This window comes from Paucibacter hankyongi (assembly GCF_037482915.1).
GTDB lineage: Bacteria > Pseudomonadota > Gammaproteobacteria > Burkholderiales > Burkholderiaceae_C > Paucibacter_A > Paucibacter_A hankyongi.
The window spans coordinates 1-13,109 of record NZ_JBBHJX010000007.1; the positions used below are offsets into that span (position 1 = coordinate 1).

General features: G+C 63.8%; 12 protein-coding genes. 3 read left to right on the top strand and 9 right to left on the bottom strand.

Annotated elements, in window-relative coordinates; all coding sequences use genetic code 11:
* Nucleotides 1-278: 278 nt before the first annotated feature.
* Both cphA and WG899_RS11965 read right to left on the bottom strand, forming a co-directional pair.
* Nucleotides 279-2,858, bottom strand: a complete 2,580-nt coding sequence (gene cphA, locus WG899_RS11960; protein WP_339595881.1) for a cyanophycin synthetase — start codon at nucleotides 2,856-2,858, stop codon at nucleotides 279-281.
* 59 nt (nucleotides 2,859-2,917) lie between these two features.
* Entirely contained in the window at nucleotides 2,918-5,107 is a 2,190-nt protein-coding gene (locus WG899_RS11965) for a cyanophycin synthetase (RefSeq protein ID WP_339595882.1), read from the bottom strand.
* Nucleotides 5,108-5,405: 298 nt separating this feature from the next.
* Between WG899_RS11965 and WG899_RS11970 the strand changes: the two genes are divergently transcribed.
* Both WG899_RS11970 and WG899_RS11975 read left to right on the top strand, forming a co-directional pair.
* Entirely contained in the window at nucleotides 5,406-7,685 is a 2,280-nt protein-coding gene (locus tag WG899_RS11970; RefSeq protein ID WP_339595883.1) for a cyanophycin metabolism-associated ABC transporter, read from the top strand.
* Entirely contained in the window at nucleotides 7,682-8,167 is a 486-nt protein-coding gene (locus WG899_RS11975; protein ID WP_339595884.1) for a cyanophycin metabolism-associated DUF1854 family protein, read from the top strand. The genes WG899_RS11970 and WG899_RS11975 overlap by 4 nt, the downstream gene beginning before the upstream one ends.
* A 15-nt stretch (nucleotides 8,168-8,182) precedes the next feature.
* On the opposite strand, the gene WG899_RS11980 is transcribed toward WG899_RS11975, so the two are convergent.
* Genes WG899_RS11980 through WG899_RS12010 form a run of 7 tightly spaced genes read right to left on the bottom strand, consistent with a single transcriptional unit; the run spans nucleotide 8,183 to nucleotide 11,965 of the window.
* Nucleotides 8,183-9,163 carry a sodium-dependent bicarbonate transport family permease gene (locus WG899_RS11980; RefSeq protein WP_339595885.1) on the bottom strand — a complete coding sequence of 327 codons (981 nt, stop codon included), beginning with the start codon at nucleotides 9,161-9,163 and terminating at the stop codon, nucleotides 8,183-8,185.
* Nucleotides 9,164-9,221: 58 nt separating this feature from the next.
* Complete coding sequence (locus tag WG899_RS11985; RefSeq protein ID WP_339595886.1) at nucleotides 9,222-9,860, bottom strand: exopolysaccharide biosynthesis protein; 639 nt, start codon at nucleotides 9,858-9,860, stop codon at nucleotides 9,222-9,224.
* 20 nt (nucleotides 9,861-9,880) lie between these two features.
* Nucleotides 9,881-10,315, bottom strand: coding sequence for a TerB family tellurite resistance protein (locus WG899_RS11990; RefSeq protein WP_339595887.1), 435 nt, complete (start codon nucleotides 10,313-10,315; stop codon nucleotides 9,881-9,883).
* A 33-nt stretch (nucleotides 10,316-10,348) separates the two neighbouring features.
* A complete protein-coding gene (locus WG899_RS11995) occupies nucleotides 10,349-10,504 on the bottom strand; it encodes a hypothetical protein (RefSeq protein WP_339595888.1) in 156 nt (51 codons plus the stop codon).
* An 11-nt stretch (nucleotides 10,505-10,515) separates the two neighbouring features.
* Nucleotides 10,516-10,821 (bottom strand): TFIIB-type zinc ribbon-containing protein, encoded by a 306-nt coding sequence (locus tag WG899_RS12000; protein ID WP_339595889.1) that lies wholly within the window; start codon nucleotides 10,819-10,821, stop codon nucleotides 10,516-10,518.
* Nucleotides 10,822-10,848: 27 nt separating this feature from the next.
* On the bottom strand, nucleotides 10,849-11,571 hold the full coding sequence (locus WG899_RS12005) for a Bax inhibitor-1/YccA family protein (RefSeq protein ID WP_339595890.1): 723 nt from the start codon (nucleotides 11,569-11,571) through the stop codon (nucleotides 10,849-10,851).
* 52 nt (nucleotides 11,572-11,623) lie between these two features.
* The gene (locus WG899_RS12010; protein WP_339595891.1) at nucleotides 11,624-11,965 is read right to left on the bottom strand and encodes an HPF/RaiA family ribosome-associated protein; all 342 of its coding nucleotides are present in this window, start codon (nucleotides 11,963-11,965) and stop codon (nucleotides 11,624-11,626) included.
* Nucleotides 11,966-12,081: 116 nt separating this feature from the next.
* Between WG899_RS12010 and WG899_RS12015 the strand changes: the two genes are divergently transcribed.
* A complete protein-coding gene (locus WG899_RS12015) occupies nucleotides 12,082-12,966 on the top strand; it encodes a LysR family transcriptional regulator (protein ID WP_339595892.1) in 885 nt (294 codons plus the stop codon).
* Nucleotides 12,967-13,109: the final 143 nt, after the last annotated feature.

The window sequence follows — 13,109 nt, forward strand, 5'->3', positions numbered from 1 at the left end:
CACCTCGCGTCGCAGAACCCCCAAGCGTCCTGATCCAGTGCGGCCGTCCTCCCTCGACGCGGAAGCACATCGGTGGAACTGCCGAGTGGCGTCGGGGGTGTGATTCCGCGAGGTTATGGAGGAGCCGGTGCCTGCAAGGCGACGGCGGGGGACAGGAGCGGAATTACGCCCACGGCGGCGATCGGCACCATGCACATCCACAAAGCTCCACTGCGGGCACTATGCCGCCTTCAGCTAAAAAGGCGATCACAGGCGCCCGCTCGGGCTTAGAGCCGGTCTCAGCCTTCAGAGATCCGCTTTGCCAAATGGGCCAGCGCCTCTTCCACCTGATCGACCAGCACCAGGCACAGATCGCCCGGTTGCAGGCGGGCCAGCGCCGAGTCAATGGCGATGAACTCGCCGCGGATCTCGTCGATGAAGCTGGTGCGCTCGGCGCCTTCCAGTCCCTGGCGCAGCAAGGCCAGCACTTCGCCGTCCTCGCGGCCGCGTTGGCAGGCATCCTGGAACAAGATCACATCATCAAAGGCCGAGCCCAAGATGACGGTCTGCTCGCGGATGTCTTCGTCGCGGCGGTCGCCGGCGCCGCTGATGACCACCGAGCGTTTATTGCCCGGAAGTGCTGCCACGGCGGCTACCAGGGCCCGCATGGCGTCGGCGTTATGGCCGTAATCGGCAATCACGGTGGCGCCCCGATAGTCCATCACATTGAAGCGGCCCGGTGCGTTGTCGGCGTCATTGGCGAAGCTGGCCACGCCTCGGCGGATCGTGTCCCAGTCGATGCCGATGCCCCAGCCGGCGGCCACCGAGGCCATGGCGTTCTCGACTTGGAAACCGATTGCGCCATTGCGGGTGATCGGGATGTCACGCAGCGGAATGTTTTCACGCCAAGCGCCCTGTGCCGCGACCAGCATGTCGCCGTCCACATAGACGCAGCGCTTGCCTTGGGCGCGGTGAGTGGCCATCAAGGGGTGGTGACGGTCGGCCGCGAAGAAGATGATCTGGCCCGGGCAGGTGCCGGCCATATTGGCGACGATGGGGTCGGCGGCGTTCAGCACCGCATAACCGTTAGGCGCCACGTTCTGCACGATCACCCGCTTGACCAGGGCCAGCTCTTCCACGGTGTTGAGGAAGTTCATGCCCAGGTGGTCGCCGGCGCCCAGATTGGTGACCACGGCCACCTGGCAACGGTCAAAGCCCAGGCCTTCGCGCAGGATGCCGCCGCGGGCGGTCTCGAACACGGCGGCTTCAACGTCCGGGTGCATCAGCACATTGCGGGCGCTCTTGGGGCCGGAGCAGTCGCCGCTGTCGATTTGCTTGCCGTCCACGTAGACGCCGTCGGTATTGGTCATGCCGACCTTCAGGCCGCAGCTGGCGAAAAAATGGGTGATCAGGCGCGACGTCGTGGTCTTGCCATTGGTGCCGGTGACGGCCACCACAGGGATGCGGCCATCTTCGCTCTTGTGGCCGTGGCCATAGAGGTGCGAGATGATGGCTTCACCGACATTGCGGCCCTTGCCGTAGGACGGCGACAGGTGCATGCGCAAGCCCGGCGCGGCATTCACTTCGACGATGCCGCCATTGATTTCTTCCAGCGGCCGCAGCACGCTTTCAGCCACCACATCGACGCCGCAGACATGCAGGCCCACCACTTGGGCGGCGGCGATGGCGCGAGCCGCGACTTCGGGGTGCACATCGTCGGTCACATCGGTGGCGGTGCCGCCGGTGGACAGATTGGCGTTGTTGCGCAGGATGACGCGGCGGCCTTTTTCAGGCACAGATTCCGGGGTCAGGTCTTGCTGGGTCAGGCGCGCCACGGCAATGTCGTCGAAGCGGATCTTGGTCAGCGAGGTGGCGTGGCCGTCGCCGCGTTTGGGGTCGGCATTGACCTTGTCCACCAATTGCTTGACGGTCAACACGCCGTCGCCAATCACGTGCGGCGGGTCGCGGCGTGCGGCCGCCACCAGCTTGTCGCCCACCACCAGCAGGCGGTAGTCGCTGCCGGGCAGGAACTTCTCCACCATGACCTGGCCGATTTCGTCGGCGGCCTTGTAGGCGATTTCCATGTGCTCGCGGGTGACCACATTGACGGTCACGCCCTTGCCCTGGTTGCCGTCTTGCGGCTTCACCACGACCGGCAGGCCGATCTCCAGCGCGGCGGCCCAGGCATCGTCAATCGATTCCACCGGGCGACCGGTCGGTACCGGCACCCCGGCCGATTGCAACAGGCGTTTGCATAAGTCTTTGTCTTGGGCGATCGATTCGCTGACGGCGCTGGTGGCGTCCACCTCCGCAGCCCAGATGCGGCGCTGCTTGGCACCCCAGCCGAACTGCACCAAGCTGCCCTGGGTCAGGCGGCGATAGGGCACACCACGTGCCACGGCCGCGTTGACGATGGAACCGGTCGAGGGGCCGAGGCGCACGTCTTCGTCCAGATCACGCAGTTCCTTCAGCGTAGCGTCAGCATCGAAGCTTCCGCCATCACGTGCCGCTTCCACCAGCTTGCAGGCGGCTTCAAAAGCCATGCGGCCGACGTCTTCTTCGCTGTACTCGACCACCACTTGGTAGCTGCCGGGCTCCGAAGTCACGTGGGTCTGGCTGAAGGTGACCGGGCAGCCGGCTTGCGCTTGCAGGGCCAGGGTGGCTTGCTCCAGCACATGGGCCAAAGAAATCGGGGTGCGCTTGGCGCTGGCTGGCCGCAGCGGGCCGATGCTGGGGAAGAGGGCGCGCAGCCGGGCCTCGAACTCGGGCATGTCGGCAATCGACTGCTCGGCCGGCGTGCAGTGCACCACGGCTTCGATGGCGGTGTGGCGGCTCCACATATTCGGGCCGCGCAGGGCGCGGGTGCGAGAGACTTCCATGTTTGCTCTTCCTCGGGAATCTAGTGTTCGGGCGCTGGGACTCGGACTTCAGTCTTGAGTCAGGCGGCCAGTTCGGGCACGAAGGTGTCCATGCCTGCAGAGATCAACTCAGGCGAAATATTCATGGCCCAGGCGGTCGCCACGGCCGCCAGCACAATGCCGGCGTCCACTTCGGCGCCGACGGCGGTCTGCGTGGCGGTGAAGCGCTTCAGCAAGGCGTCGACATTGGCGCCGACGGTTTCTGACGCACCATCGGCCAGCACTGCAGCGCCGCCTTGCAAGAAGACGGCGCGACCGCCCTTGGCGCGGTGTTCCACCAAGGCGGGCAACTGGCCGTCCAGCGCGTAGAGCAGCACATCACCATCGCTCAGCTCGGCCATTTCCAGCACTTGGGGCTCGGCGGCGTTCAGCACGGCCACGCCCTCGGGCAGCACCACATCGACCTGGGTGCGCAGCACCTTGTACATCTGCGCTTCGGTTTGCACATCGAACTCGCTCAAGCTGTCCATGCCGCCCATATCGGTGACCAGGCCGACTTGGCAGCGGTCATAGGCCAGGCCATCGCGCAGGATGGAGGCGGCGCTGTTCTCGATGACCACCGCGTCCACGGTGCGGTTCATCAGCAAGCGGTGCGAAGCGTCCCAGTTGTTGGAGGCGCGGCGCTCGACCCGGCGGCTGCCCAGGAACAGGCCATCGCGGCAGGCCAGGCCGACATGGCGGCCGTTCAGATGCAAGAGCCAGGCGACCAAGCGGCTGATGGTGTGGGTGCCGCGCGAGCCGGCCACGCCGACCACCGGGATGCGGCCCGACTCATCTTCGGCAAACAGATGGTCAATGATGGCCTTGCCCACGGGCTGCGGGCTGCCGCCGGCGGGCTTCAGGTGCATCAAGAGGCCGGGGCCGGCATTCACTTCCACAATCGCCGCGCCGGTTTCACTCATCGGCTTGCCAATGTCTTCGCTGACCAGGTCCACGCCGGCGATGTCCAGGCCGACCACACGGGCCGCCAGCGACACCGCATGGGCCACATCTGGGTGAACCTCGGCGGTGCAGTCGATGGACACATTGCCGTTGCGCTGAATCAGCACTTGGCGGCCGGCATCCGGCACCGCCTCGGGCGTCAGGCCCTGGCGCTGCAGGTCCAGAATCACCACCGGGTCTTCGCCCAGGGTGATGCGGTTGAGCGGGAATTCTTCGGTCAAGCCCCGGCGCGGGTCGGTGTTGATCTGGTGGTCCACCAGTTCGCGCACCGTCTGGCGACCGTCGCCAATCACCCAAGCGGCCTCGCCGCGAGCGGCGGCCACCACCCGGCCGCCCACCACCAGCAGGCGGTGTTCGTTGCCGCGGATATAGCGCTCCACCAGCACTTCCGAGCCTTCTTCATCGGCCACTTTGAAGGCGGCTTCGATGTCGGCTTGGTTTTGCAGGTCCAAGGTCACGCCACGGCCATGGTTGCCGTCGCTGGGCTTGACCACCACCGGCAGCCCTAGATCCTGCGCCACTTCCCAGGCCTCGGCCGGGGTCTTGACAGCTTGGCCTTCGGGCACCGGCACGCCCACTGACTTCAGCAAAGTCTTGGTCAGATCCTTGTCACCCGCAATGCCTTCGGCAATCGCGCTGGTCATGTCGGTCTCGGCCGTCCAGATGCGGCGTTGGCGGGCGCCATGGCCCAGCTGCACCAGATTGCCGTCGTTCAGGCGAATATGAGGAATGCGGCGGTCGGTGGCGGCGGCCACGATGGCGGCTGTGGAGGGGCCGAGGTAGCAGTCGTCCAGCTTGTCGCGGATGCGGGCCACGGCGGCATTCACGTCAAAGGGCTCGCTGTTGATGGTCGCCATCAAGAGCGCATGGCCTTCGGCCAAGGCGCTGCGGGCGACTTGCTCGTCGCGAGCACGAAACACCATGCGGTACACGCCATGCTGGCTGGTCGAGCGGGTCTGGCCAAAGCCGGTGGGCATGCCCGAGAGGTTGAGCAGCTCGATGACGATGTGCTCCAGCACATGGCCACACCAAGTGCCTTCTTCTAGGCGCTGCAAGAAGCCGCCGCGCTCGCCGACGCCGCAGTGGTGCTCGATCAAGGCCGGCAGGGCGGTGGTCAGGCGGGGAGTGAAGCCGTCCAGCTTGTTGGTGGGGAAGTCTTCCAACTCGCCCAGATCCAGCCAGACCTCCAGCACGGGACGGTATGTCCACATATTGGGGCCGCGCAAATAGTTGATGCGCAACAGCTTGATGTCTTCTTTCTTGCTCATGGATGAGGGGGCCGGTTCAGGGCCGCATGCTTTGGCGTGAATTGGGGTCTGGCTTGGCAACGGGGCGCGGTGAAGTTCACCGGGCGTCGTCAAGCGCGACAGGGCGCAATTGTGCGCTCACTTGAGCCTTCGTTTCGGGGAGCTTTGTGGGCTTTGTGTGAGCCGGGGCTTGCGGCGGGTTTTGCCAACTGGGGCTCAATTTGCATGCCTTGTCTTGCATCTGGGTGAAAATCCGGGGGTCAAACCTTGCCTGGCGTCTCTTTGGGGCGGCGGGCTTATCACGAGAGTGCACCCTCACATGTCAGTTGAAGTGTCCTTGCAGCACCCGAAATGGGCGGAGTGTCAATCGCGGCTGCTTGCCCAGGAGAACGTCCTGGCCCCGCTGGAGGTTGACCTGGACTCGCAGCTGCGCTTCGCCAGCGGCTTGCTGGTGTTGACGAACCGGCGCTTGCTGGCCTGGGACCCGGCAAGCGGGAACTGGTCGGACTGGGATTTGCAGGCCGATATGAGCATGCAAATCTCCGACCAAGCCGGCGTTGGCGCTTTGGAATTGCTCAACGCCCAGGGCCGGTTGGCGATCTGGCGCTTCACTTTGCAGATCAATTTGCAGGCGCAGCGTTGGCAAGAAGCCTTTCAGCGCCGCATCGAGCAGGGCGACGCGCCGCCGCGCGAGACGGCCGAAGACCTGGAGTACTGCCCGAGCTGCAAGGCCCCGCTGCCGCCGGAGAGCGAGGAATGCCCGACCTGCGACCGCGAGCTTCACACCCCGCCCTCCACTTGGGTCTTGTTGCGTCTGGGCCGTTTTGCCAAACCTTACCAAGCGCAGTTGCTGGGCGGCTTTGCCCTGATGCTGGGTTCGACGGCGGCCACGCTGGTGGCGCCGTACCTGAGCATTCCGCTGATGGACCGGGTCTTGATCCCCTTCCAGAACGGTCAACAGATCGACCCCTGGCTGGTGGCGCTGATTCTGAGCGGCCTGTTTGGCGCGGCCCTGGTGTCTTGGCTGCTGGGCTGGGCCAAGACTTATTTGCTGTCACTGGCCTCCGAGCGCATTGCGGCCGATTTGCGCACCGCCACTTTTGATCATTTGCTGAGCCTGTCGCTGGAGTACTTCGGCAACAAGCGCACCGGCGACTTGATGGCCCGCATCGGCTCAGAAACCGACCGCATCAGCGTGTTCTTGTCCCTGCATGCGTTGGACTTCATCACCGACGTCTTGATGCTCTTGATGACGGCCACGATTTTGTTCTCGATCAACCCCTGGCTGGCGCTGGTGACCTTGCTGCCGCTGCCCTTCATTGCCTGGATGATCCACCGCGTGCGCGACCGCTTGCGCACCGGCTTCGAGAAAATCGACCGGGTCTGGGGTGAGGTGACTTCGGTGCTGGCCGACACCATTCCCGGCATCCGCGTGGTGAAGGCCTTTGCGCAAGAAAAGCGCGAGGCGCAGCGCTTTCGCGATGCCAATGCCAACAACTTGAAGGTCAATGACAAGCTGAACAAGACCTGGAGCTTGTTCACTCCGACGGTGTCTTTGTTGACCGAGTTCGGGCTCTTGGTGGTCTGGGCGTTTGGTATTTACCTCGTGTCCAAGCAAGACATCACGGTCGGTGTCTTGACCGCCTTCATCGCCTACATCGGCCGCTTCTATGGCCGCATGGATTCGATGAGCCGCATCGTGTCGGTGACTCAAAAAGCGGCCGCAGGCGCCAAGCGCATCTTTGACATCTTGGATCACCAGTCCAATGTGCCGGAGCCGACGAATCCGGTGCCCAGCCCCAAAATCAGCGGCGGTTTGCAGATCCATGACATCGGTTTCCGCTACGGCAACCGCGCGGTGATCCGCGGCCTGAGCCTGGACATCAAGCCCGGTGAAATGATTGGTTTGGTCGGCCACTCCGGTTCGGGCAAGAGCACGCTGGTGAACCTGATTTGCCGCTTCTATGACGTGACCGAAGGCAGCATCCGCGTCGACGGCATCGATCTGCGACGCATTGCGGTGGCCGACTTCCGCCGCCATATCGGCCTGGTGCTGCAAGAGCCCTTCCTCTTCTTCGGCACCATTGCCGAGAACATTGCTTACGGCAAGCCCGACGCGACTCGCGAAGAGATCGTCGCCGCCGCGCGAGCTGCCCATGCGCATGAGTTCATCTTGCGGCTGCCTCAGGGTTACGACTCGCTGGTCGGTGAGCGTGGCCAAGGCTTGAGCGGCGGCGAGCGTCAGCGCATTTCGATTGCGCGCGCCTTGCTGATCGACCCGCGCATCCTGATCCTCGACGAAGCTACTTCTTCGGTGGACACCGAGACCGAGAAAGAGATCCAAAAGGCGCTCGACAACCTGGTCAAGGGCCGCACCACGATTGCGATTGCTCACCGCTTGTCCACGCTGCGCAAGGCCGACCGCTTGGTGGTGATGGACCGCGGCCAAGTGGTCGAAGAAGGCCCGCACGACGAGCTGATGGCCAAGCAGGGCGCCTACTGGCGCTTGTATGAGGCGCAGGCCCGTCGCGTGGATGCCGATGGCGATGAGGTGCCGCCGATGCTGCCCAATCTGAACGCCCACACGGCTCAAGCATGAGTGAGAACAAGACCATGGCGATTTTTCAGAAACTCTCGCGCAATGCCTTTGGCCGCCTGGTGCTGACCGATCTGCAGGGCCAGGAGCACCGCGACATCAATGTGGTGCGAGCCCACCCGATCTCGGCGCCGGATGAAGGTATTTCGCTGCTGGGCAGCGATGGCCATGAGCTGGCCTGGATTGACCGGCTCAGCGATTTGCCGGCGACTGAGCGCGAGCTGCTGACGGCTGAGCTGGCCAGCCGCGAGTTCGTGCCCATGATTCAGCGCATCAAGGAAGTCTCAACCTTCTCCACCCCCAGTCAATGGACGGTGGAGACCGACCGCGGCGAAACCCGCTTCATCCTGAAGACCGAAGAAGACATTCGCCGCTTGGGCGAGGGGCGGCTGCTGATCTCCAGCAGCCACGGCCTGCAACTGATGGTGCAAGACCGCTTTGCCCTGGATCGCCCGTCGAAGAAGATTCTCGAGCGATTCCTTTAAGCGCCGCTCGCTGGCTCAGCTGGGGATCACCCGCTGAGCCACGCTCACATACAGCGGAATACCCAGCAGAATGTTGAAGGGGAAGGTCAGCCCCAGCGACATGCCGAAGTAAAGGCTGGGATTGGCCTCCGGGATGGCGTGGCGCACGACCGCCGGGACGGCGATGTAAGAGGCGCTGGCCGCCAAGACCATCAACAAGGCGGCATTGCCGGTGGACAGTCCGCACAACACGCTCAGGCTCAACGCTAGGCCTGCGTGCACCAAAGGCGCGCCCAAGGCATAGCCGATCAGCAGCGGCGGCTGGCTGCGCAGCTTGCCCATATTACGTGCGGCCAGCAGGCCCATGTCCAGCAAGAAGAAGGACAGCATGCCTTTGAACAAGTCGCCGGCGAAGGGCTGCATCGCCGACTTGCCGGCCTCGCCGCTGAGAATGCCGACCAGCATGGCGCCGATCAAGAGCAGTTGAGCACCGTCGGTCAGGGCTTCGTGCATCACCTTGGACAAGGGGCCGGGCGCGCTGATTGCAGCGGTGCCGGCTTTGGCGGCCTCTTTACGGCGCACCAAATTGGCCAGCAGCACTGCCATGATGATGGCGGGCGACTCCATCAGCGCCATGGCCGCCGCCATATGGCCGCCGTAGGCGATGCCATGGGTATCGAGGAACTGCACCGCAGTGATGAAGGTGACCGCGCTGACCGAACCGTAGGTGGCTGCAATCGCCGCGGCATCAAAACCGGAGAGCCAGCGCCGCAGAATCAAATAGCCGATGGCGGGCACCAGAACGGCCAGCAGCAAGGCCAGTCCCAGGCTGATGCTGACTTCGTGCGTGAGGCCTGATTTGGCGAGCGCGAAGCCACCTTTCAGGCCCAAGGCCATCAAGAGATAGAGGGACAAAAACCTCGAAATCTGCGGCGGGATTTCGAGGTTGGACTTGAGCGCGCCGGCGAGGATGCCGAACACGAAAAAGAGGATGGCGGGGTCGAGGAAGCTCTGCATCGCGCTTGTTCTTTCATTTGGTTTTGACGTGCAGAGCGCGATTGTCCGGGGATTCGAGTCAACCCATGAGTTGTGTGGGTAAGTTGGCGATCAAGCCCCAAAGTTCCAAGCCCCAGATCCAGCCGGCGGCCAAGACCGCCACGCTGAACAGCACCGAGACGGCCGCCATCGCGCTACCGGCCAGAATGGCCAGGCCATCGCGCGCCACCAGTCCCATGCCCACCAGCATCAAGCAGATCGCGGGGAAGAGGTTGCCCAGAGGAATGGGCAGCACAATCAAGATGGCCATCAGGCCGACTTTTGCTGCCAGCCAGCGCTGCGCGCCGCCTTCGGTCAGATGAGTCATGCGGGTACGCGCCATGCGGCCAGCGGCGCCATAAAAGCGTGCCAGCAGTTTCAAGACCCGCTCGGCCCAGAGTCTTGGCAATTGAATGTCCGCCACCTTGGTCGGCAATTGGGCATTTGATTGAAGCTGCAAGGGGTCTTGGCGCCACAGCGCAATCGCAATCGCCAGCAAGCCCCAACCGAGCACGCTGCCGACGCCCGGCACCGGCAGCACGCAAGGCGCCGAGAGCAGGATCAAGAGCGTGCCTTGAGCGGCCGGCCCATGGGCGGCGGCCAGGGTTTGCAGCGTGACGCTGTCGGGCGGCAAATCGGCAGCGGCGCGACTCAGGCGCTCGGACAGGGCTTGGGTCATGGTGAGCGGCTTTTGTTGATTCAGTGGGCCAGTGCGTTGACAGGGCGACTTGCCGCATCACTCAGGGCCCAATGCAATTCCCATTGCTCCAGCGCGGCCAAGAGCACCAAGGACTCGCCGGCCTCGATGCAGGCGTCGGCTTCGATCACGGCCACACAGAGTTGCAGCAGGGTCAGTCGAAGTTGGGCGTCATCAATTTCGGCCAGCACCTCACTCAAGGTGTCCGGATCGATGGCGCAGACGCTGGACTGCGTCAGGCGGGCCTGGTTGAGCAGGTCCGTGCACAAGCCGCGCATCACCTCTTGCATTTGCAGCGGATGCAGGCCCAGTTGACCGTAGGCATCGATCTGTTCGAGCGTGGCTAACTCGACGGGCGAGAGGCTGCCATCGGCCAGGGCGGCCAAAGACAGGATGCGGGCGGCCGCTTGCGGGCTGTTGCGGGGGTAGGGACGCATGAGAGTGGTACTTACTTCTTGCTAGTGTTTGGATCAGATCAGGAAGGCCGCGAGGCTGCCGGCCAGGCCGACGCCGCCGAATCCCGCCAGCAAGCCGGCGTCACGCTGATTCTTCGCGGCGTATTCGAAATAGGCGCCATACAAGATGGCGACGGCGAGCAAGGCCAGGCCGATAGCGAGTTGATTCATCGAGCGGCCTTTCAGTCAAAGAAGTCGTTCAGCCAAGACTTCTTGCGGCGCTGTACCGGGCCGCCGTGTACTTCATGGCCACGGTGGCCTTGGTTGCCGTGGCGAACCGGGGCTGGGCCGTAGTCGGAGTCTTCAAAGTCGGCATGTCCTGAAGCACGGCGAGATGCTTGATTGGCGTTGCTTGCGGCGAACTCGAGCAGTTTGTCGAGTTCGCCGCGGTCCAGCCAGATGCCGCGGCAGTCGGGGCAGTAGTCGATTTCAACGCCTTGGCGCTCGCTGAGCAGCAAGGTGGTGGCGGGGCATCGAGGGCATTTCATGGAAGTCTCGCTTTTCAAAAATAGGGCTTAGTCGTCAGAGCTGCCAAAGCCGAACAAGGCCATCAAGCTGCTGAACAGATTGAAGATCGACAGGTAGAGGCCCACCGTGGCCATGACGTAGTTGGTCTCGCCTCCGTTCACGATGCGGCTGGTGTCAAACAGAATCAGGCCCGCCGACAGCAGCGCAACCATGGCCGAAACCGCCAGGCCCAGCGCCGGGATCTGCAGGAACACCGCACCCAGGCCGGCCAGCAGCGCGATCACCATGCCGGCGAACAAGAAGCCACCCATGAAGCTGAAGTCACGCTTGGTGGCCAGCACATAGGACGAGAGCGCCAGGAAGGTCGCGCCGGTGGCGGCCAAGGCCAGCATCACCGTTTGCGCGCCGCCCGGCAGCGCCAACGACTTGGCCAGCACCGGGCCCAGGCTGTAGCCCATGAAGCCGGTGAAGGCGAATACGGCAGGAATCGCCCAGCCGCTGTTTTGCAGCTTGTGGATGCCAAACAGCAGACCGAAGCTGAAGATCAAGGTCAGGATCAGGCCTGGAGCCGGCAGTTTGAAGGCCACGCCTGCGGCGGCCACGGCGGCGCTGAACAGCAGCGTCATCGACAGCAGGGCGTAGGTGTTGCGCAGCACCCGCGCTACGGCGGGGCTGTGGCGTTCGCTGAGGCTGGCGCTTTGATGGCCGCCCAGGTGGGAGTTCATCTCGCTGTTCGCGCTGATGGCATAGCTTTTGTTTTGGGTTTCCATGATGAAGTTCGTCCTTGTGTTCAATGTTTGATGAGGGTGGGGCTGGGCGCTATCAGCGAGGCTCAGCCAACAGGCGCTTGTCATTGCGCGGGTGGCTGCGGCTGCGCTGCCAGGCTTTCACCAGGGCGTGTGCCGCTCGGGCCAGTGCGGCCTCGAAGGCCGCGCGCCACGCTCGGGCGGTGGCCACGATCACCAGCGTGCCGGCTCCATGGGTGCGCAACTCCAGCGTGCAGCGCTTGTCGATGCCGCCGCGCGGCCCGTTCACATCGCTCATCTGCACCCGAGCCAGTGGCACGTTCAAGGCCACGCGTCGCATGGCAAAGCGCAGTCGCTCGGCGGCGACATCGCGAAGAGCCAGCGCCGAAGCGTCTTTGGATTCGAAATGGACTTGCATATCAAAACTCCTGGCGGGTTGAGGGTGGCTGAAGCATAGGTAGAGCACGTAAATTGAAAAAGCAGATAATCATTGAAAAATACTTCTGAAAAAACGTAGTTAACCAAGGGCGCAGCATGAGCACCAACTACAGCTACCGGCATCTGTATTACTTCTGGGTGGTGGCCAAGGAGGGCGGCCTGACGCGTGGCGCCGAGCGCCTGGGCATGGCGGTGCAAACCGTCAGCACTCAGGTGCGGGAGTTGGAGCGTGCGCTGGGCTTTGCCTTGCTCAAGCCCGCCGGGCGCGGCGTGGTCTTGACGGAAGCCGGGCAAGCGGCGCTGCGGCAGGCGGATCAGATCTTTCAGTTGGGCGAGCAATTGCCGGCCTTGGTGCGCGACGCCGCCAGCACGCCCTCGGTGCGCCTGGCGGTGGGCATCTCCAACGGTCTGCCCAAGCTAGCCGTGCGGCGCCTGTTGCTGCCGGTGATGGACGACCCCGGCCTGCGCCTGCTCTGCCATGAAGACCAGTTCGAGGGGCTCTTGAGCGACTTGGCGCTGCACCGTCTCGATGTGGTGCTGGCCGACCGTGCGGCGCCTGCCAACCCCAATCTCAAGGTCTACAGCCATTCGCTGGGCGCCTCAGCCATGGCCTGGTATGCACCGCCGACCTTGGTGGAGGCGGCGCGGACGAACTTTCCGCAGTCATTGGCAGAAGTGCCCGTTTTGCTGCCCACCACCCATGCGGCTGTGCGCGCCGGCATCGACCAATGGTTCGAGCGCGTCGGCGTCAAGCCGCGCATCGTCGGCGAGTTTGAAGACAGCGCCTTGCTGGCCACCTTTGGCGGCGGCGGCATGGGGGTGTTCCCGGCCACCGAGTTGGTGGAGGACAAGCTGCTGTCGCGCTACGACCTGACGCGGGTCGGCGACTGCGAGGGCGTGCAAGAGAATTTCTTCGCCATTGGCGCCGACAAAAAGGTGGCGCACCCGCTGATCCGGCGCTTGCTGCTGGCTTGGCATTGAAGCTATCGCCCACCCCTGGCTTGCGATTAGAATTTGCGGATCAATTGACGTTTACGTAAACGTCAATTGGCACGAAAGCCGACCCGGCGATACGATGACTCGGTGCAGCGAGAGCCTGCGCCGAGCGCATCGCGCGGGCGAAT

Bases quoted from the DNA above. Each gene is read 5' to 3' on its own strand.
- cphA (WP_339595881.1), bottom strand. From the start codon at position 2,858: ATGGAAGTCTCTCGCACCCGCGCCCTGCGCGGCCCGAATATGTGGAGC.
- WG899_RS11965 (WP_339595882.1), bottom strand. From the start codon at position 5,107: ATGAGCAAGAAAGAAGACATCAAGCTGTTGCGCATCAACTATTTGCGC.
- WG899_RS11970 (WP_339595883.1), top strand. From the start codon at position 5,406: ATGTCAGTTGAAGTGTCCTTGCAGCACCCGAAATGGGCGGAGTGTCAA.
- WG899_RS11975 (WP_339595884.1), top strand. From the start codon at position 7,682: ATGAGTGAGAACAAGACCATGGCGATTTTTCAGAAACTCTCGCGCAAT.
- WG899_RS11980 (WP_339595885.1), bottom strand. From the start codon at position 9,163: ATGCAGAGCTTCCTCGACCCCGCCATCCTCTTTTTCGTGTTCGGCATC.
- WG899_RS11985 (WP_339595886.1), bottom strand. From the start codon at position 9,860: ATGACCCAAGCCCTGTCCGAGCGCCTGAGTCGCGCCGCTGCCGATTTG.
- WG899_RS11990 (WP_339595887.1), bottom strand. From the start codon at position 10,315: ATGCGTCCCTACCCCCGCAACAGCCCGCAAGCGGCCGCCCGCATCCTG.
- WG899_RS11995 (WP_339595888.1), bottom strand. From the start codon at position 10,504: ATGAATCAACTCGCTATCGGCCTGGCCTTGCTCGCCGTCGCCATCTTG.
- WG899_RS12000 (WP_339595889.1), bottom strand. From the start codon at position 10,821: ATGAAATGCCCTCGATGCCCCGCCACCACCTTGCTGCTCAGCGAGCGC.
- WG899_RS12005 (WP_339595890.1), bottom strand. From the start codon at position 11,571: ATGGAAACCCAAAACAAAAGCTATGCCATCAGCGCGAACAGCGAGATG.
- WG899_RS12010 (WP_339595891.1), bottom strand. From the start codon at position 11,965: ATGCAAGTCCATTTCGAATCCAAAGACGCTTCGGCGCTGGCTCTTCGC.
- WG899_RS12015 (WP_339595892.1), top strand. From the start codon at position 12,082: ATGAGCACCAACTACAGCTACCGGCATCTGTATTACTTCTGGGTGGTG.